Raw genomic sequence first — 18,311 nt, forward strand, 5'->3', positions numbered from 1 at the left:
GCTCGCATGAGCATCAATGCGCTCACGCCGCCGACGGCCGCTGCGCCGCCGCCGCCCGTGCCGCCGGTCTCGCCGGTCCAGGCCCCGGCGGAGCCCGCAGTCGCCACCTCGGACAGCGACGACAAGGACAACGCGTCCAGTGACTCGCGGGAGGACCGGTCCCCGCCGCCCCCGCCGAAGCCCCCGGAAGGCCAGGGCCAGCTCTTCGACCTGAGGGTCTGATCCGACGACATTCCCCGGCGCGCGCCGCGGCCGGGACCTGCGCTAGCGGGCCGTCCAGGACGGCTGGCCGATGCCGTCGGTGCGGCATTCGCGGCCGTGCAGGCAGACTTCCCGGAACTGCAGCAGGAACGCCGCCGTCGGCGGGTTCACCCAGTCGCCGCGCGCGTGCATGCGCAGGATCGCCGGACCGCCCGCCGGGTTGGCTTCGGCGCGCGGGGCCTCGGGGTGATCCAGGTCGGCGATCGGCACCGCCCAGGCCAGCCACACCTCGTCGGGATTGGGCGCGAGCACCAGCGGCTCGGCCGACCAGAACACCACCGGGGTCACCACATGGCCGCCGAGCGTCGCGAGATCGTCCAAAAGGCCCAGGGCGGCCGCGCGCGGCAGGCTGACGCCGAGCTCCTCTGCGGTCTCGCGCCGGGCGGTGTCCACCGCGTCCTCGCCGGGCTCGGTATGGCCGCCGGGCAGGGCGTAGTTTCCGGCGTTGCGCCGCAGGTGCTGCGCCCGGCGGGTCAGGAAGAAGGCCGGCCCGTCGTCGGTGGGCGACAGCACGATCGCCACCGCCGCGCGCCGCCGGCCCTCGTCGGGCAGGGCGATGCGGGAAAAGCCGGCGAAATTGGCCTCGATGCGGGCGCGAAGATCTTGCACCCGCTCTCTAGAGCGCTCCGCTGCCCGGGGCGCAACCCGCTCCGCCTCTAGGCGGTGGCCAGCGCCGGGTAGTCGACATAGCCCGCCGCGCCGGGCCCGTAGAAGGTCTGGGGCTGTGGCGGGTTGAGATCGGCGCCCGCCTTCAGGCGCTCCACCAGGTCGGGGTTGGCGATATAGGCCTTGCCGAAGCCGACGGCGTCCGCCGTCCCGGCGTCGAGCAGGGCCTGGCCCGTCTTGGCGTCGAGGCCCTCGTTGGCGATGTAGACGCCACCGAACAGGGCCTTGAGCTGCGGCGAAAGGCTGTCGGCGCCCACGTGCTCGCGGGCCATCAGGAAGGCGAGGTTCCGCTCGCGCGCGGCGCGGGCCACGTGGCCGAACGTCGCCGCCAGATCGGAGTCGCCCATGTCGTGGGCGTCGGCGCGCGGCGCCAGGTGCAGGCCGACGCGGTCCGGGCCCCAGACGGAGACGGCCGCATCCACCGCCTCGAACATCAACCGCGCGCGGTTCTCGATCGATCCGCCGTATTCGTCATCGCGCTGGTTGGTGGTGTCCTGCAGGAACTGGTCGAGCAGGTAGCCGTTGGCGCCGTGCAGCTCCACGCCGTCGAAGCCGGCGCGCTGGGCGTTCTGCGCCCCCTTTCGATAGGCCGCGACGACCGCCTTGATCTCGGGAACCGTCAGCGGACGCGGAGTGGGGTAGGGCCGCTCGGGCCGCAGCAGGCTCACATGGCCGCGCGCCGCCACCGCGCTGGCCGAGACCGGGGCCTCGCCGCCCAGGAAGCTGGGGTCCGAGATGCGGCCCACGTGCCAGAGCTGCAGGAAGATGCGCCCGCCCCTGTCGTGGACGGCGCGGGTTACCGCCTTCCAGCCCTCGACCTGGTCTTCCGACCAGATGCCGGGGCTGCCGGCGTAGCCTACGCCCTTCGGCGTCACGGAAGTGGCCTCGGAGATGATCAGGCCGGCCGAGGCGCGCTGGGCGTAGTATTCGGCCACCAGCGGGCCGGGCGTGCGCTCGTCGCCGGTGCGCAGGCGGGTGAGCGGCGCCATGACGATGCGGTTGTTCAGCGTGAGGTCGCCGACCTTCAGGGGATCGAACAGGGTAGGCATGGCGAGGTTCCCGGGAGCGGAATTTTCGGTTGCAGCTTAGGTAGGCGCCGGATCGTCGGATTCACCCGCAGAAATCCTCGCGCGTCGTTGAGAAATCAGCCCACCCATGCGCCGCCGTTGGCGTGGATCACCTGTCCCTGGACGAAGCCGGCCGCCTCGCTCAGCAGGAACTCGACCACTGCGGCGTAGTCGGCGCCCTCGGTGAGCCGTCCCGAGGGATTGCCCCGCGCCCCGCGCTCCAGCACCCGGGCCGCGGCGTCCTCGCTTCCGGCCATCCGGGCCACTGAGGTCGTGGCCACCAGCCCCGGAGCCACGGCGTTGATGCGCACGCCCCGCGGCGCCAGTTCGGACACGAGGTATCGGATCAGGCTTTCCGCCAGCGCCTTGCCCGCGCCGAGCGCGGCGTAGTTGGCCAGAGCGGTCCGCGCGCCGGCGCTGGAGATGAACACCACGCTCGACCCGTGCTTCAGCCACGGCTGGGCCTGGCTGACCAGATAGAGCAGCGACAGTCCGTTGGTCTCGATCGCCTGGGTGAACTTCGCGAGGTCGGCCTGCAGGAGGGCGGTCGGGTAGATCGCCGCGGCGCTGTGGACGATGTGCAGCGGGCCGTCCGCGGCCGCGCCGGCCGCCGCGACCAGCCGCCCGGCGTCCTCGATCGATCCCACGTCGGCGCGCACGGCCTGCGCCTGGGCGCCGAGTCCGCCCAGCCGCGCCACGGCCGCCGAGGCCGCGCCTTCGTCGCTGTGGTAGCCAAGCACGAGCGGTTCGCCCCGGCGCGCCAGGTGCTCGGCGATGGCCAGACCGATGCCCTTGGTCCCGCCGGTGATCAGGATCGTCATGGTTCCCCCGCCAGACGGCCCCTAGCTCCAGAGCGGCGAGGAGGCCTTCAGGAAGCGAAGGTAGAACCGCACGCGGCCCACGTCTTCGCCGTCCTGCGAGAAGATCACGTCGTACCAGGCGTTCTCGGTCTTGGGGCTTTCGGTGAGCTTCAGGATCTTCGTGCGCGCCTTGTAGGTGACGCCGGCCCGGAACGGCCCCTTCAGGTGCTCGACCTCCAGCGCGCCGAACAGGCCCACGTGCGGTTGCCGCGACCTGCCGACGGCGGCGAACCGCGCCTGGTGGGCGAGGCCGATGGCCTGCGATGGCGGCAGGACGCCGCTGGCGTAGGCGGGCAGGTCCTCGGTGATGATCTCGCGGTGCTTCGCCAGCCGCTCGGGGTCGATGCAGGCTTCGGCCTCGCCCTCGTCGCCCACCTTGATATCGCCCAGGATCCGCAGCCGACCGGGTTCCGCCGGCGACTGGCCGGCCATGCGATGGACCAGCTCCGAGCCTGGGTCGGCCTTGGCCGAGGCCGTGCCGACGCAGATCTGCGCGCCGTCGTGGTTGTGCATGGACAGATGCGCGCGCTGGGCGTCGGCGGCCACCTGGGCGGCGACTTCCTCGCGGTCCACCGTGGCCTGGGTGAAATAGAGCGACAGCGTCCCGGTCTCGAACCAGGCGTCCCCGTAGAGATCGAGGAGCCGCGGCGCGAACTGGTCCATGTGGACCGAGCCGGCCACCGTGCCACCCCGGAAGCCCAGCTTGGCGGCGGTGGCGTCGTCGTGGATCGAGCCCTTGACCTCGGCGGCCATGTTGCGGGGCGTGCGGAACGGGCCGGTCCAGACGTCGGCCGCCAGGGTGTCGCTCATGGTTTCCTCCGGACCCGATCTCCATGCCGGGTTTTCGAAAACCTGAGCCTCCCGGTCCCGCCCGTCAATGCCCGGTTCAGAAGCGCGGGGCGGGCCCTCGGGATCGTATTTCCCATTCGAAAGCGTCGTCGCCGCGGTCGAGCCGGCGGCGCACATCCAGCACGAGGAACCGGTCGTGGACGGCCAGCAGGCCTTCGAACAGCCCGTTCCAGGCCTCGAAGGCGCTGTCTGGAATGTATCCCGCGCCCCGCATCAGCCGCCAGCTCGTCTGACGGATGACGGCGCCGGTCGAGCCGGCCTCGATCTCGCACGCGTCGTCCTGGCCCGCGGCCAGCGCCGCGAGCAGCCGGGCGAAGCCCTCGGGCCCCGGCTCGGCCCCGCCCAGCGTGCGGGCGATCTCGGCGTAGAACTGCATGCCGATCAGCTTGCCGGTGACGCGGCCCAGGTAGGCGGCCTCGGCCGGCCCGAACAGCTCGGCCAGCACGGGCAGGCCGTTCTTGACGTACTCCATGGCGTAGTTGCGGTTGGCCTTGGCCAGCCGCTCGGGCGTCCACGCGGCCTCGTCGAGTGCGGGCGCCGCTCCGGGATCGAAGCGGGGCGGCAGTTCGTCCGGCGCGTACCGCAGCCGCTCCTCGGGCGCGAGCTCATGGTCATATTCCATGAAGTAGCCCGAAAGGCCCGGCTGGCCGTCGGTGGTCTGCTGGGTGCAGACGAAGCCGAGGCGCGGATTGCCCAGGCTGACCCCGTTGTGGGCGTACCACCCGCGCAGCACGCCGCGGCTGACCTCGGTGGGGATGCCGCAGATCGCCGCGCCGTCGTAGATCCAGCGCGGCGGGACGAAGTGAACCCAGGCCTTGGCGTCGCTCTCGCGCACGAACTCCACCTGCACGCCGCCGATGCGGTTGGAGAGGTAGTGGTAGCCCGCCGCCTTCACCGGGTCGGGCAGGCCGTCGAGGCCCAGCTTCCCCAGGCTGGAGAGGAACTTCTCCAGGTGCTGGCGGCGGAAGAGGCGGAAGGTGAACTCGCCAGCGTCGGCGGCGCTGCGGCGCGTGACGATGGTCAGCAGCAGGCCCGTGAAGAAGCGGTGATAGAGGGTCGCCGCCGCGGCCCATCCGGCGTTCGTCGTCATCGTCCTCCCCGATCGGTCTTCTTGTCGGCCGGGCACCTTAGCCCAGCGAGATTGCCGCGCACCCGCTGTTGAGGGCATGCTGCGCGTCCAGGAGAGGACGTCCCATGCCGGCGTCCCCGCAACCGGAGGATCGACAAATGGCCGATGGCGGAGCCACGCTGAAGGACCAGGCGCGGGCGGCGGCCTATGCGACGCCGCTGGAAGACCTCGATCCCGGCAACCCCGATCTGTTCCTGAACGACGCCCACTGGCCCTACTTCGAGCGGCTGCGGCGCGAGGCGCCCGTCCATTGGTGCAAGGACAGCGAGTTCGGCGCCTACTGGTCGGTGACCCGCTACAACGACATCATGGCGGTGGACACCAACCACCAGGTCTTCTCGTCCGACGCGGCCCTGGGCGGCATCACCATCCGGGACGCGCGGCCGGATCTGCGGCGGCCCAGCTTCATCGCCATGGACCCGCCGCGCCATGACGTTCAGCGCAAGACCGTGAGCCCCATCGTCGCGCCGGCCAACCTGGCCCTGATGGAGCCGATCATCCGCGAGCGGGCCGGCAGGATTCTCGACGAACTGCCGGTGGGCGAGACCTTCAACTGGGTCGACCGCGTCTCGATCGAACTCACCACCCAGATGCTGGCCACCCTGTTCGACTTCCCGTTTGAGGAGCGGCGCAAGCTGACCCGCTGGTCCGACGTGGCGACCACGCTGCCCGGCCCCGGCGGCCTCGTCGACACCGAGGAGGAGCGTCAGGCGGAGCTGATGGAGTGCCTGGCCTACTTCACGCGGCTCTGGAACGAGCGGGTGAACGAACCGCCGCGCGGCGACCTCGTGTCGATGATGGCCCACAGCGAGGCGACGCGGAACATGACGCCCGACGAGTACCTCGGGAACATCATCCTGCTGATCGTCGGCGGCAACGACACCACCCGGAACTCGATCAGCGGCGGCGTGCTGGCGCTGAACCAGAACCCGGAGCAATACGACAAGCTGCGGGCCAACCCCGGCCTGATCACCAGCATGGTGCCCGAGATCATCCGCTGGCAGACGCCGCTCGCCCACATGCGCCGCACGGCGGTCGAGGACTACGAGCTCTGCGGCCAGACCATCAAGAAGGGCGACAAGGTGGTCATGTGGTACGTCTCGGGCAACCGGGACGAGACGGTGATCGAGAACCCCGACGCCTTCGTGATCGACCGCGAGCGGCCGCGCCAGCACCTGTCGTTCGGCTTCGGCATCCACCGCTGCGTGGGCAACCGCCTGGCCGAACTCCAGCTCCGGATCGTCTGGGAGGAGATCCTGAAGCGCTTCCGCCATATCGAGGTGATGGGCGAGCCCAAGCGCGTCCGCTCGAGCTTCGTGAAGGGCTACGAGACGTTGCCGGTCAGGATCGTGAACTGACGCGACGGATCGGTCTGCGGAATCCGCTGGCCGTCGGGCGTGCGCACCACGGCCCCGTCCGGCGCGTACTGGAGGATGTAGGCCTTGCGCACCGTGCCGGGCTTGCGGTTCGGACCCGTCCGGTGCGGCGCCAGCGACGAGAACACCACGACGTCGCCGATCCGAGCTGGCGCCGCGACCGCGCCCGCGGGCCGGTCCACACAGACGAGGCCGATGTCGGTGGCCCAGTGCTCCAGCGTGCCCATCCGGTGCAGGCCCGGCGCGATCCAGGGGCAGCCGTTCTCCTCGTCGACGTCCACCAGCGGAAGCCACAGGGTCAGGTACTGCTGCGGCTCGACGAACGAGTAGCCGTTGTCCTGGTGCCAGGGGAATTCCTGCACCTTCTCGGTCTTCTTGTAGACCGCCTGATCCCAGTAGAGCCGGACTTCGGGACCGATCAGGTCGTGGCAGATCCCGGCGATCGCCGGGTGCGCCGCGAACCTCTTCAGCGCCTCCGACTTCCTGACGAGGTGCAGGGTGAAGGTGATGGCGGCCGCGTCGGTCAGGCGCATGCGCCCGCCCTGGGCCTGGGCGGCCGCGGCGTGCGCCGCCTCGAACGGATCGATCTCGGCGCGGACCTCGGCGATCTCCTCCGGCGTGAACACGCCTCTCAGCACCACGAATCCATCGGCGTTGAACTGGTCGACCTCGGCCGCGGTCAGGCGCTGCAGGCCGGTCCGCGCCGCGTCCTGCCAGACGAAGCCGTCGCTCAGCGGATGCCGCCGCGGGCCGCCCCCGCCGATATCGCTCGCGTCGTCCATCGCGCCGCCTTCACATCGGTCCCGCCGTAAGGAATGGTGCGCGCCGCTCTGAGAGTCGAGGGACCGGATGATGAAGACGCGTGCGGCGGTGGCGTTCGAGGCGAAGAAGCCGCTGGAGATCGTGGAGGTGGACCTCGAAGGCCCCCGCGCCGGCGAGGTGCTGGTGGAGATCAAGGCCACGGGCGTCTGCCATACCGACGCCTACACCCTGGACGGCCTCGACTCGGAGGGCATCTTCCCCTCGATCCTGGGCCACGAGGGCGCGGGCGTGGTGCTGGAGGTGGGGCCGGGCGTCACCAGCGTGGCGCCGGGCGACCACGTGATCCCGCTCTACACGCCGGAATGCCGGCAGTGCAAAAGCTGCCTCAGCCGCAAGACCAACCTCTGCACGGCCATCCGCGCCACCCAGGGCAAGGGGCTGATGCCCGACGGGACCAGCCGGTTCTCGTACAAGGGCCAGCCGATCTACCACTACATGGGCTGTTCCACCTTCTCGAACCATACGGTCCTGCCCGAGATCGCGGTGGCCAAGATCCGCAAGGACGCCCCCTTCGAGACCGCCTGCTACGTGGGCTGCGGCGTGACCACGGGCGTGGGCGCGGTGGTCAACACGGCCGATGTGGAGGCCGGCGCCAACTGCGTGGTCTTCGGCCTGGGCGGCATCGGGCTGAACGTCATCCAGGGTCTGAAGCTGGTGGGCGCCGGCATGATCGTCGGCGTCGACATCAACCCGGCCCGCGAGGAATGGGGCCGCCGGTTCGGCATGACTCACTTCGTCAACCCGAAGGAGGTCTCCGGCGACCTCGTCGCCCACCTCGTGGAGCTGACGGGCGGCGGCGCGGACTACACCTTCGACGCGACGGGCAATACGGCCGTGATGCGCCAGGCGCTGGAGGCTTGTCACCGCGGCTGGGGTGAATCGATCATCATCGGCGTGGCCGAAGCCGGCAAGGAGATCGCCACGCGGCCGTTCCAGCTGGTCACCGGCCGTGTCTGGAAGGGCACGGCCTTCGGCGGCGCGCGCGGCCGCACCGACACGCCGAAGATCGTCGACTGGTACATGGAGGGGAAGATCGAGATCGATCCGATGATCACCCACAAGCTGCCCCTGGAGCGCATCAACGAGGCCTTCGACCTGATGCACAAGGGCGAGAGCATCCGCTCGGTCGTGGTCTATTGAGCCGGCCTAGCGTCCGGCGACCTTCATCTCGCTGACCCTGAGCACGGTGCGGAAGCCTACGTGGTCCGACCCCGTGTCGGTGGGGCCGGCCTCGCGGGCCGGCGGCCGGTAGCGGAAACAGAAGTTATCGGCGCAGAGGAACGAGCCGCCCTTGATTACGTGGCGGTGCTCGGCCGGGTCGCCGGGGCGGTAGGCCTCGCGCTCGGTGGGGCCGACGGGGTCGACGGCCTGCGTCGGGTCGAGGCCGGGCTTGTACCAGTCGCGGGTCCATTCCCAGACGTTGCCGGCCATGTCGTAGAGGCCGTAGCCGTTCGGCGGAAAGCAGCCCACGGGCGCGGTCCGCGCCTTGTAGCCGTCGGCGCCGGTATCGACTGCCGGGAACGGCCCCTCCCAGATGTTGGCCTGGGGCCTGGCCGGGTCGAATTTCTTCTCGCCCCAGGTGTAGGGCGCGCCATCCAGGCCGCCGCGCGCGGCGTATTCCCACTCGGCCTCGGTGGGCAGGTCGCGGCCCAGCCATCGCGCATAGGCCAGGGCGTCGTCGTAGGCGATCTGGACGACGGGCTCAGCGTCCTTGCCGGCGATCGAGCTGTCCGGTCCCTGCGGATGGCGCCAGTCGGCGCCGCGGATCACCCGCCACCAGCGGCCCGGGCCGTCGCTCGGGTCCTTCGCGCCGACGAATACGATGGCCGAGGGCTTCAGGTCGTCGCCCGAAAGGCCGGGATAGTTCCTGGGATCGAGCGGCCGTTCGGCCAGGGTCACATAGCCGGTGGCGGCCACGAACCGGGCGAAGTCGGCGTTGGTCACCTCGGTCCGGTCGATCCAGAAGGCGCCGACCTCGGTCGGACGCGGCGGCCCTTCCTCGGCGCGCGCCGGCGCGGCGCCCTGCAGGAACCGGCCGGCCTCGATCAGCACCATGCCGGCGGTCGCCGGCGCGCGCTCCGGCGCGGCCCGCCCGGACAGGCAGGCGGTGCGGGTCGACGCCTCGGCGTGGGCCGCTTCGGGGCGGCGCTCGCAGCCCGCCAGCAGCGCCAGGCCCACCAGGGCGGTCGTGGCTCGAAGCGCGGGGCTCTCCATGGCCGGGGTAGATGCACGGCGAGACGACCGCTCGGCAACCCGTTTCCGGCCGCGACAACGCCCCTCGACTTGCCTATGTTCGGCGTCGGCGATGCAAGGCGAGAGCAGTCGGCGCGCCGGTAGATTTAATTCCTTTTGGGGGGAATGGCGTGGCGCCTTCGGGGCCGTCCGAAAGGCGAGCGGTCGACAGTCCGCTGGTCGAGGCGTTCTTCGAGCGGCGCGAGAACCTGTTGCTGTTCCTCGCCGCGCGGACGCGTTGCATGGCGACCGCCGAAGACCTGCTCCAGGATCTTTTCGTCAAGCTGTCGACCACCGACGCCGGGGCCGAGGTGAAGGCGCCCGCCGCGCTCCTCTACAGGATGGCCACCAATCTGCTGATCGATCATGTGCGCAGCGCCCAGCGTTCGTCGCGGCGCAGCGCCGAGTGGCGGCGGGATACGCGCGTCCAGCTGGCCGGGGAGGACGTCTCCCAGGAACCGGCGGCCGACGAGGCGATCATCTCCCGGGAACGGATCCGGCTCCTGGCCGACGCGGTGGCCGATCTGCCGCCGCAGATGGGCCGGGCCTTCCGCCTGCACAAGCTGGAGGGCCTGAGCCAGGCCCAGACCGCCCAGGCCATGGGGGTCTCGACCAAGATGATCGAGCAGCATATCGCGGCGGCCGTGAGGCGCCTCTCCGAGCGGCTGCGCCCATGACGACGCGGGATTTTCGCCTGCGACCTAGGGGCGTCGCATCGCGGCGCCGTCTCAACCGGTGTTCGGCGCGTTTTGCGTCGACCGGGCAGGCGACGTGATGGCAGGAACCCTGGCGCATAAGGATCGGGCGGCGGCGGAAGCCGGCGCTTGGCTTGCGCGCCTGCAGGGCGACGGCCTCGACGAGCGCGACGGCCTCGAATTCGAGGCCTGGCTCGGAGCCGCGCCGGCCAACCGCGCCGCCTACGAGAAGGCCCTTTCGGTCTGGCATGAATTCGAGGACGGCGCGGACGCCATTCTCGCCGAGCTGTCCGACCGGACGCGGCGCGCCCCGCGTCCATACCTGCCGCGGCGTTGGCTGGTCGGGGCCGGCGGGGCGGCGCTTGCGGCCGGCCTGGCGCTGGCGGTGCTGCCCTCGGCCGTCATGCAGGCCAGCGCCGAGACCTATGTCACGGGCAAGGGCGAGCGCCGGACGATCACGCTGGCCGACGGCTCGGTGGTCGATCTGAACGCCGAGAGCCGGCTCCAGGTGAGCTTCTCGCGCGGCGCGCGCCGGGTTGTGCTGGGCGACGGCGAAGCGATCTTCGACGTGACCCACGATGCGAAGCGGCCGTTCACGGTGGCGGCCTCGGATCGGGTCGTGCGCGTCGTCGGCACCCAGTTCGACGTGCGCAGCCGCAAGGGCCACCTGACGGTGACGGTCGCCCGCGGCAAGGTCCAGGTGGGGCCGGCGGGCCGGAGCGGGACGGGGCTGGCGATGCAGCTCACGCCCGGCCAGCGGCTGGACGTCGCCGAATCAGGGCGGGCGGAACTCAAGTCGGTGGACCCGCAGGAGACCTTCAGCTGGCGCGCCGGACGTCTCGTCTATCGCAGCCAGCCGCTTGCCGATGTCGTCGCCGACCTCAACCGGCAATTCGACCGGCAGATCGAGATCGCCGACCCGGAACTGGGGAAGATGCCGATCACCGGCGTGATCGTGCTCGACGATCAAGCGGCGGTCATGACGCGTCTGAGCTTGATGCTCCCCATAAGATCGGTACCTTCCGAGCGGGGGCTGCTGCTTCTTCGGAAGTAAGGCCGAAGGTAGAGCGGAGCGGACGATCCTCGCGCGTCGGGATTTGGCGGTCGCCGCCACATGCGCCCTGGCGGCGTGCGGTCTAGGCGAAACCGCCGCGGCCGCGCCTGCGCGTATTCGTTTCCACGTCGAGCCCAAGCCCTATTCCGAGGCGCTGATCGACGTCGCCCAGCAGGCCAACGTCACGCTGATCGGCGCCGGCGCCTGCGCGGGGACCTCCCGGACGCGCCTTGTCGGCGCCATGACCCTGGAAACCGCGCTGTCCAGGGTCCTCGCCGGCGCCCCCTGCTCGTGGCGGCTGATCGCGCCGGGCGCGGTCGAGGTCTCGGCCCTCGCGCGCCGCGAGGCGCCCAGGCCGCTGTCCCCGGCGACCGTCGGCGAGGTTCTGGTGACCGCGACCAAGCGGGTGCGCAGCGCGCGCGAACTGGCGGTCGCCGTCTCGGCGGTGCCTCGCGATCAGCTCCGCGCGACCGGCGCGAGCGATGCGGGTGAGGCGGCGGGCCAGCTGGCGGGCGTGCTCGCGACCAACCTGGGGCCGGGGCGCAACAAGCTGCTGCTGAGAGGGTTGTCCGACGGGGCCTACACCGGCCGGGCGCGCTCGGTCGTCGCCACCTACCTCGACGAACTGCCGGTGAACTACAATGCGCCCGATCCCGACCTGCGCCTGGTCGACGTCGAGCGGGTCGAGGTCGCGCGCGGGCCGCAGGGAGCCCTCTACGGCGCCGGCTCGCTCAGCGGCGTCTACAGGATCGTGACGCGCAAGCCGGATCTCAATGGCTTCTCGGCCGAGGTGCGCGCGAGCGGGGCGGCGACCCAGGGCGGCGACCCGAGCTATGCGATCGAGGGCTTCATCAACGCTCCCGTGCTGCGCGACGACCTGGGGCTGCGCCTGTCGGCCTATCAGGAAGTCCAGGGCGGATATCTCGACGACATCACCCAGAACCGCAGCAACGTCGACCGCACCGAGCGTCGGGGCGCGCGGCTCATCCTGCTCTTCCAGCCCAACGACGCATGGATGGTCAGCCTCACCGCCGCCGGCCAGCATCTGCGCTCGGACGACACCCACTACACGACGCCGGGGCTCGGGCTGACGCGATCGGTCCGCATCCAGGAGCCGCACGTCAACGATATCGAGCTGGCGACGGCCACGGTGAAGCACTCGTGGGGCTGGGCCGAGCTCACCTCCGCGACCGGCTTCGTCCGCCACGCCTACGGCAGCCTCTACGATGCGACGGCGACGCAACACAACTACACCGACCGCGCCAAGACCTCGGCCTACTCCGAGCGGACGCGGGCCAAGATGCTGGTCGAGGATCTCTATCTCACCTCGCGCGGCGCAGGGCCCATCGAGTGGCTGGCCGGCGTGTACGCCTCTGACACCTCGCTCCACTCGCCGACCGAGTTCCTCGCGCAGAACCCGAACCTGCCGAACGTGCCCGTCTATGGCGACAACCGTCACGACGACGTCCGCGAGGTCGCCGCCTACGCGGAACTCTCGTACGAGTTCACGCCCGGCTGGACTGTGGCCGCCGGCGGCCGGGTGTTCAGCATCCGCAGCCGCACCCGCTCGGAGGTGGTCTCGGAACGCTTCATGCCACGCAGCGTCGACCGGGTGGCCAGGTTCGCCAGCTTCTCGCCAAAGCTGTCGATCCAGCACGTCTTCGGCGACGGGGACCTGGCCTACGCCGTGGCGTCGGAAGGCTATCGCTCGGGCGGCACCAACTCGGGCGGCGCCAACCCGCTCCCGCCGAGCCGTGCGACGTTCGCGCCCGACCGGCTGCGGAACTACGAGGTGGGGGTGAAGCTGCAGGCCCTCGACCGGCGGCTCTCGCTGAATTCGGCGCTGTTCTATGACGTCTGGAAGGACATCCAGACGGACCAGTTCCGCAACTCGGGCATCCCCTACACGACCAACGCCGGGGATGCGCACATCGTGGGCCTGGAGGCCGAGCTCGGCTACCGGACCGACAGCGGCTTCGCGATCCAGCTCAATGGCCGGCTCTCGCGCACCCGCACCACGAACGCCAATCCCGACTTCACCAGCCAGCTCTCGGAAAGCCTTCCCGGCGCGCCGGCGATCTCGGGCGGCGCCGTGCTGAGCTACGAGCGTGAAATCTTCGACGACTGGACGATGCGGCTGATCGCCCAGGCGACCTATGTCGGCCGCTCGCGCGTCACCTTCGACGCCGCGCCTCCCGAGATGGGCGGCTATGCGCGGACCAAGCTTTCGGCCGAGTTCACCCACAATGCGCTCGGTCTGCAGATCTTCGTGATCAACCCGCTGAACGATTTCAGCGACACCTTCGCCTACGGGAACCCGTTCAATCCCGACCAGACCCGCCAGATCACGCCGCAGCGGCCGCGCACCGTCGGCGTCACGCTTTCAGCGGCCATGTGAAATTTTTGCGGGGCGACCTAGGGATGGTCGCCGGCCGCGCCGTCATCACCGCGACCTTCGACTTCTGGAGAGCCGCTGGTCGAGAAAAAGATGCGCTGCGTACCGGCGCACCAGTCAAACACGGCGCGCATTTCCGAGCCCAAGGTCGCGCCGCGGCTGGCTGAGCGCGGCCCTGGCGAGGAGAGCGTCCAGGGCCGCGCCGCCATCGTCCTGCCTGCGACGCGATTGCGAATTGGCCAGGCTTCCGGAGAATGCTATTCTATGGTTGTTGGTGGCGGTCGGCTCGGACCGCACGGCGTTCTGCGCCGGACATCAACCCGCGTCGGCTCTCCAGTCGCTGGCACGAGACCTAACGCCCCGGCCCGAGGACGTCACACCTCGGCCGGGGCAACTCGTTTCTGGATCACCGCATCATCCCGCAGCCTTCCAAGGCGACTCCGGCCCGCCGGTTTCGTCGATGGCGACGACCTGCCCGCTCCCGATCGCCGAGGCGACAGCGGCGATGCCCCCTGAAGGCCTGGGCATTCATCGCGCGAGGGCCGCCCCGGCCTGATCCCATCAAGCGGGCAGGGCGCCCGCGGCCGCAACGGCCCAACGAGGCAAAATCCCGGGGACTCCCACGCGATCACATCGAATGACCAATAGGTCATATAGAAGAGGCGTGGCGCAAGAAGATTCGAACCGTCAGAAATGCGATAACATACAATCAGATAAAGATTTGTCAGGGTTTGGGCCGCCTCTCCCGCGCCGGCCGTCGAGCTTGACACCTCCGAAAAAATTTCCTCTGACATGAACCGTCAGTCATGTATCGGAGTGCGTCAGGGCTCCGATGGCATCGGCGACCCTGTCCGGAGAGCGTCATGAGCCGAATTACCCACGTCGAAGCCACGCACCTGCGCTTCGAGTACGACATGTCCAAGACGTTCAAGACGCCGGCAGGTCCCGTGCACGCCCGCTTCATGAGCCTGGTCCGCGTGCGGACCGACGACGGCCGCGAAGGCGTCGGTTCGGCCTACGCCCATCCCGGCGTGGTGCAGGCGTCCGTGGACCACATGGGCCCGTTCCTGATCGGGCTCGACCCGCGCGAGACCGAGCGCCTTCAGGAGCGACTGAAAGGCGTCAGCGCCTGGTACGGGCGCAAAGGCGGCGCGACCGCCGCCGTCAGCGGGATCGACACCGCGCTCTGGGATATCCGCGGGAAGATCGAGGGCCAGCCCGTCTGGCGGCTGCTGGGCGGCAAGTCGGGCAAGGCGCCCGCCTATGCCTCGGGCAACCTCTACTCGTCGCCCGAGGAGGTCGCCGCCGGCGTCCGACGCGCGATCGATCGCGGGTTCCGGCGCGTGAAGATGCGGGTGGGCTGGACCTACGACTACGACGTCGCGGCGATGCGCGCGGCCCGCGCCGAGATGGGCCCCGACAACGACCTGATGATCGACGGCACCCAGCGGTTCACGCCCGAGACCGCCCGCGATATCGCCCCGGTGCTGGAGGAGGTGAGGGCGTTCTGGTTCGAGGAACCCTTCGCGCCCGACGAACTCGACCGCTTCGTGGAACTGCGGAAGGTGCTCGCGCCGCTGGGCGTGCCCCTGGCGACCGGCGAGAACGAGTTCGGCTACCACGGCTTTCGTGAACTGATCCGCGCCGGGGCGGTGGATATCGTGCAGGCCGACGCCAGCCGGGCCGGCGGGATCACCGAGGTGATGCGCATCGGCAAGCTCGCCGCCGAGCACGGCGTGCGCCTGGCGCCGCACACCTGGTGCGACATGGTGGGCGTGGTGGCCAACGCCCACGTGGTCGCCGCGTCGGGGAACGGCGTGACCTGCGAGATCGACCAGACAGGCAACCGCTTCATCGAGGAGCTTGCGGGCCCCCTCGACATCCAGGACGGCCTGCTCGACCTCGGCGATCGGCCCGGCCTCGGGCTCACGCTCGACGAGGACCTGGTGCGCGATCTGACCGTCGATCCGTTCCGCATGCCCGACGGCAACTACTGCGACGTGATCTTCGGTCGCGGCCAGACCCGCTACATCGGCGACTACGTTCCCAAGGCGGCCTGAGGCCTCACGGCGGCTGGCCTGGCCAGCCGCCCCCATCAGGTCCGGACGGCTTGCGGCAGGCCCAGGATCTCGCGCGCCGTCGAAGGGGATGCGAGCCGGAAGCCAAGGTCCTCGATGATCCGGCGCGCCTTCAGGCAGAGCTCGGCGTTGCTCTTCGCGAGCATACCCTTCTCCAGGTAGATGTTGTCCTCCAGGCCCACCCGGGCGTGGCCGCCCATGATCGCGGCGAGCGCCACCATCGGGAACTCGGTCGGCCCCACGCCGAACGCGGACCAGACCGCGCCGGGGGGCAGCATGCTGACGCCGAGCTGGATCGCCTCGACGCTGGCCGGCCAGCCGTACTTGATGCCGAGGACGAACGAGAACAGCGCCGGCCCGGAGAACGGCTCGGAGCCGATCAGCTCGTTGGCCAGCACGAGGTCGCCGGGATTGAAGATCTCGATCTCCGGCTTCGATCCCGCGCCGAGCATGGCCTGCGCCATGATGCGGGTGTTCCGGCGGGTGTTCATCACCACCTGGTCCCCCGAGTTCATGGTGTTGAGATCGAGGGTGCAGATCTCCGGGCGCAGGGTGAGGATGTGCGGCACCCGCTCGAGGGGCGGCAGCAGCGAGGTGCCGGGCGCTGCGATCCGCGGATTGTCCGGGTCGGGCAGGTAACGCCCGCCCGGGCCGGTGGTGAGGTTGAGCACGAGATCCTGATTCTTCTCGCGGATGCGCGAGACCACCTCCGCGTAGTGTTCGGTCTCCATGGAGGGCCGTCCGTCCTCGGGATGGCGCACATGGATGTGCACGACCGAGGCGCCGACCTCGGCCGCCTCCAGGGCGGATTCGGCGATCTGCTCCGGGGTGACCGGGAGGTGGGGCGTCTGGTCGGGACGGGTGATGTTGCCCGTCACCGCGCAGGTGAGGATCACGTCGCGCATGAGGATTGTCCCTGGAGGTCAGAGGCGGCGGCCGCCGTCGACGACGATGGTCTCGCCCGTGGTCATGGTGAGGAGCCGAGCGGCGGCCAGGACGGCGTTGGCCACCTCGGTGGTGGTCGCCAGCCGGCCGAGCGGCGTGGCCGCGATGGTCCGGTCGATGAAGTCCTGGGGGCGGCCCTGGGCGAAGTCGGTGTCGAGGGCGCTGGGGGCCACGTTGACGATGCGGATCTCGGGGGCGAGCGCCTTGGCGAGCGAGACGGACATGGCGTCCATCGCGGCCTTGGCGCCGACATAGGCGATGTTGCTGCCGACCCCGGTGCGCGCCGCCACCGAGGAGACGTTCACGATGCAGGGGGCGTGTCCCGCACGCAGCAAGGGCACGAGGTCGCGGATCAGCTTCAGCACGCCCGTCGCGTTGGACGCCATGACGGCGTCGATGAGGCCGTCGTCCAGCCGCTCGATGGCCTTGAGCGGCACCGAGCGGGTCATGCCGGCGGTGTTCACCAGGATGTCGACGCGCCCGACCGTGGCGGTGAGCCAGGCGACGAATTCCGCGCGCGAGGCCGCGTCGGTGTGATCCAGCCGGGCCTCCAGCCGCGGGCCGTCCGCAGTGTTGGCGGCCACGCGGCGCGACGCGGCCACCACCCGCGCGCCGAGCGCCTCGGCCTGCCGGGCCACCTCCGCGCCGATGCCGCCGAAGCCGCCGACCACCACCACGATCTGGTCCTTGAAGCCGTCGGCCAGCAGGCCCTGCGCGTCGCCCACCGGCGCGGGGAGGGCGCCGCTCACAGGTGACGCACGCCGCCATCGGCCGCCCGCGCGGCGCCGTGGGCGAACTTATGGCCGAACGGCTCGTATTGCGCCTGGCGGAGGTAGTCGAGGTCGAGCGACATGCCGACCCCGGGCGTCTCGGGGATGAGAAGGTAGCCGCCCTCCCGCCGGTTCACCGCCGTCACCACGTCGGTCCAGGGGCGGCGATCCTCGCGGATGTAGCCCTGGACGTCCCAGTTGCTGGTGCAGGCGGCGAGCTGGATGTGGCAGGCGGTCACCCAGGGGCTGGTGAAGTTGTGGGGCACGATCCGCTGGTGCCGGGACTCCGCGATCGCCGCGATCTTCCGCAGCTGGGTGAACCCGCCGGCCAGCCCGACGTCGGGCCGCAGGATGGCCACGCCGTGGATGTCGGAGAACTCGCGGAATTCCCAGATGTTCGAGTTGCGTTCGGCCAGGGCGACCGTGCCCTCGATGCGCGGCGCCAGGGCGGCGGCCGAGGCCACGCTGAAGGGCTGGATGGGGTCCTCGATGAAGTAGGGCCGCATCGCGCGGAGGTCGGCTGCGAAGACGGCGGCCTGGTCGGGCGTCAGGTTGCGGTGGATTTCGACGGCGATGTCGATGTCCCACCCGAGCTCGCCGCGGACCTGGTGGACGAGGTCGGCGGTCTCCCGCAGCAGGCGCGCCATCGGCTTGACGGCCCAGTCGCCGAGGAACGGCTTGATCTTTATGGCGGTGAAGCCCTCCGCCTGCGCCTCGCGCGCCTTGGCGAGCAGTTCGTCGGGCGTGGTCGCCTCGATCAGCAGGATCGCCCGCACCCGGTCGCGCACCCGGCCGCCGAGCAGGTCCCACACGGGCGCCTGGAGCGCCTTGCCCTTGATGTCCCACAGCGCCTGGTCCAGCGCGGCGAGGGCGGAGGTGGCGACGGCGTCGCGCATCGAATGCAGCTTGTGGAGGCGTTGGAAGTGGAACTCGGCCCGGCGGGCGTCGGCGCCGACGTATTCCGCGCGCAGGTCCTCGATGACGGCGCGGGCGGCCTGGGCGTGCGGGAAGTAGGTGCTCTCGCCGAAGCCGGTGACGCCGGATTCCGTGGTCACCGCCACGAACGTCCAATGGCCCGCGATGAAGGTTTCGACCGCTTCGATGCGCACGCT

The 18,311-nt window shown here is 70.4% G+C and carries 17 protein-coding genes; 7 read left to right on the forward strand and 10 right to left on the reverse strand.

All coding sequences use genetic code 11. The features are described 5' to 3' along the window. Window positions 1-6: 6 nt before the first annotated feature. Entirely contained in the window at window positions 7-222 is a 216-nt protein-coding gene (locus GC203_RS08050) for a hypothetical protein (protein WP_293453136.1), read from the forward strand. Between the two features lie 42 nt (window positions 223-264). Here the strand turns inward: GC203_RS08050 and GC203_RS08055 are convergent, their stop codons facing one another. The 5 genes from GC203_RS08055 to GC203_RS08075 form a co-directional block, all read right to left on the reverse strand. After that, window positions 265-870: a CoA pyrophosphatase gene (locus GC203_RS08055; RefSeq protein ID WP_293453137.1), complete on the reverse strand. Its 606-nt coding sequence runs from the start codon at window positions 868-870 to the stop codon at window positions 265-267. Window positions 871-917: 47 nt separating this feature from the next. Next, window positions 918-1,976 carry an alkene reductase gene (locus tag GC203_RS08060; protein ID WP_293453139.1) on the reverse strand — a complete coding sequence of 353 codons (1,059 nt, stop codon included), beginning with the start codon at window positions 1,974-1,976 and terminating at the stop codon, window positions 918-920. Between the two features lie 95 nt (window positions 1,977-2,071). Next, on the reverse strand, window positions 2,072-2,815 hold the full coding sequence (locus tag GC203_RS08065; protein WP_293453141.1) for an SDR family oxidoreductase: 744 nt from the start codon (window positions 2,813-2,815) through the stop codon (window positions 2,072-2,074). A 21-nt stretch (window positions 2,816-2,836) separates the two neighbouring features. Further along, window positions 2,837-3,664: a hypothetical protein gene (locus GC203_RS08070; protein WP_293453143.1), complete on the reverse strand. Its 828-nt coding sequence runs from the start codon at window positions 3,662-3,664 to the stop codon at window positions 2,837-2,839. A 76-nt stretch (window positions 3,665-3,740) separates the two neighbouring features. Continuing rightward, entirely contained in the window at window positions 3,741-4,793 is a 1,053-nt protein-coding gene (locus GC203_RS08075; protein ID WP_293453145.1) for a hypothetical protein, read from the reverse strand. 137 nt (window positions 4,794-4,930) lie between these two features. On the opposite strand from GC203_RS08075, the gene GC203_RS08080 reads away from it, so the two are divergent. Continuing rightward, entirely contained in the window at window positions 4,931-6,190 is a 1,260-nt protein-coding gene (locus GC203_RS08080) for a cytochrome P450 (protein WP_293453146.1), read from the forward strand. On the opposite strand, the gene GC203_RS08085 is transcribed toward GC203_RS08080, so the two are convergent. Further along, window positions 6,157-6,990: a phytanoyl-CoA dioxygenase family protein gene (locus tag GC203_RS08085; protein ID WP_293453147.1), complete on the reverse strand. Its 834-nt coding sequence runs from the start codon at window positions 6,988-6,990 to the stop codon at window positions 6,157-6,159. The two genes, GC203_RS08080 and GC203_RS08085, sit on opposite strands and share 34 nt — an antisense overlap. 70 nt (window positions 6,991-7,060) lie before the next feature. On the opposite strand from GC203_RS08085, the gene GC203_RS08090 reads away from it, so the two are divergent. Then, window positions 7,061-8,170, forward strand: a complete 1,110-nt coding sequence (locus tag GC203_RS08090; protein ID WP_293453200.1) for an S-(hydroxymethyl)glutathione dehydrogenase/class III alcohol dehydrogenase — start codon at window positions 7,061-7,063, stop codon at window positions 8,168-8,170. Window positions 8,171-8,176: 6 nt separating this feature from the next. Here the strand turns inward: GC203_RS08090 and GC203_RS08095 are convergent, their stop codons facing one another. Further along, window positions 8,177-9,244, reverse strand: coding sequence for a formylglycine-generating enzyme family protein (locus GC203_RS08095; RefSeq protein WP_293453149.1), 1,068 nt, complete (start codon window positions 9,242-9,244; stop codon window positions 8,177-8,179). A 149-nt stretch (window positions 9,245-9,393) separates the two neighbouring features. Here GC203_RS08095 and GC203_RS08100 point away from each other — a divergent pair, with 149 nt between their 5' ends. From GC203_RS08100 to GC203_RS08115, 4 genes are all read left to right on the forward strand, one after another. Further along, complete coding sequence (locus GC203_RS08100) at window positions 9,394-9,939, forward strand: RNA polymerase sigma factor (RefSeq protein WP_293453151.1); 546 nt, start codon at window positions 9,394-9,396, stop codon at window positions 9,937-9,939. 97 nt (window positions 9,940-10,036) lie between these two features. After that, a complete protein-coding gene (locus tag GC203_RS08105; protein WP_293453153.1) occupies window positions 10,037-11,011 on the forward strand; it encodes a FecR domain-containing protein in 975 nt (324 codons plus the stop codon). A gap of 43 nt (window positions 11,012-11,054) precedes the next feature. Further along, a complete protein-coding gene (locus GC203_RS08110; RefSeq protein WP_293453154.1) occupies window positions 11,055-13,409 on the forward strand; it encodes a TonB-dependent receptor in 2,355 nt (784 codons plus the stop codon). Between the two features lie 860 nt (window positions 13,410-14,269). After that, window positions 14,270-15,466 (forward strand): mandelate racemase/muconate lactonizing enzyme family protein, encoded by a 1,197-nt coding sequence (locus GC203_RS08115; RefSeq protein ID WP_293453155.1) that lies wholly within the window; start codon window positions 14,270-14,272, stop codon window positions 15,464-15,466. A gap of 35 nt (window positions 15,467-15,501) precedes the next feature. On the opposite strand, the gene GC203_RS08120 is transcribed toward GC203_RS08115, so the two are convergent. The 3 genes from GC203_RS08120 to GC203_RS08130 are packed head-to-tail and all read right to left on the reverse strand — an operon-like array spanning window position 15,502 to window position 18,308. After that, entirely contained in the window at window positions 15,502-16,389 is an 888-nt protein-coding gene (locus GC203_RS08120) for a 3-keto-5-aminohexanoate cleavage protein (protein WP_293453157.1), read from the reverse strand. An 18-nt stretch (window positions 16,390-16,407) separates the two neighbouring features. After that, complete coding sequence (locus GC203_RS08125) at window positions 16,408-17,178, reverse strand: SDR family oxidoreductase (protein WP_293453159.1); 771 nt, start codon at window positions 17,176-17,178, stop codon at window positions 16,408-16,410. Continuing rightward, window positions 17,175-18,308 carry a mandelate racemase/muconate lactonizing enzyme family protein gene (locus GC203_RS08130; protein WP_293453161.1) on the reverse strand — a complete coding sequence of 378 codons (1,134 nt, stop codon included), beginning with the start codon at window positions 18,306-18,308 and terminating at the stop codon, window positions 17,175-17,177. The genes GC203_RS08125 and GC203_RS08130 overlap by 4 nt, the downstream gene beginning before the upstream one ends. Window positions 18,309-18,311 lie beyond the last annotated feature (3 nt).

It is taken from the genome of Phenylobacterium sp., from assembly GCF_016124325.1.
Classification (GTDB): Bacteria; Pseudomonadota; Alphaproteobacteria; order Caulobacterales; family Caulobacteraceae; genus Phenylobacterium.

Bases quoted from the DNA above. Each gene is read 5' to 3' on its own strand.
- GC203_RS08090 (WP_293453200.1), top strand. From the start codon at position 7,061: ATGAAGACGCGTGCGGCGGTGGCGTTCGAGGCGAAGAAGCCGCTGGAG.
- GC203_RS08075 (WP_293453145.1), bottom strand. From the start codon at position 4,793: ATGACGACGAACGCCGGATGGGCCGCGGCGGCGACCCTCTATCACCGC.
- GC203_RS08070 (WP_293453143.1), bottom strand. From the start codon at position 3,664: ATGAGCGACACCCTGGCGGCCGACGTCTGGACCGGCCCGTTCCGCACG.
- GC203_RS08115 (WP_293453155.1), top strand. From the start codon at position 14,270: ATGAGCCGAATTACCCACGTCGAAGCCACGCACCTGCGCTTCGAGTAC.
- GC203_RS08105 (WP_293453153.1), top strand. From the start codon at position 10,037: ATGGCAGGAACCCTGGCGCATAAGGATCGGGCGGCGGCGGAAGCCGGC.
- GC203_RS08120 (WP_293453157.1), bottom strand. From the start codon at position 16,389: ATGCGCGACGTGATCCTCACCTGCGCGGTGACGGGCAACATCACCCGT.
- GC203_RS08095 (WP_293453149.1), bottom strand. From the start codon at position 9,244: ATGGAGAGCCCCGCGCTTCGAGCCACGACCGCCCTGGTGGGCCTGGCG.
- GC203_RS08060 (WP_293453139.1), bottom strand. From the start codon at position 1,976: ATGCCTACCCTGTTCGATCCCCTGAAGGTCGGCGACCTCACGCTGAAC.
- GC203_RS08050 (WP_293453136.1), top strand. From the start codon at position 7: ATGAGCATCAATGCGCTCACGCCGCCGACGGCCGCTGCGCCGCCGCCG.
- GC203_RS08085 (WP_293453147.1), bottom strand. From the start codon at position 6,990: ATGGACGACGCGAGCGATATCGGCGGGGGCGGCCCGCGGCGGCATCCG.
- GC203_RS08080 (WP_293453146.1), top strand. From the start codon at position 4,931: ATGGCCGATGGCGGAGCCACGCTGAAGGACCAGGCGCGGGCGGCGGCC.
- GC203_RS08065 (WP_293453141.1), bottom strand. From the start codon at position 2,815: ATGACGATCCTGATCACCGGCGGGACCAAGGGCATCGGTCTGGCCATC.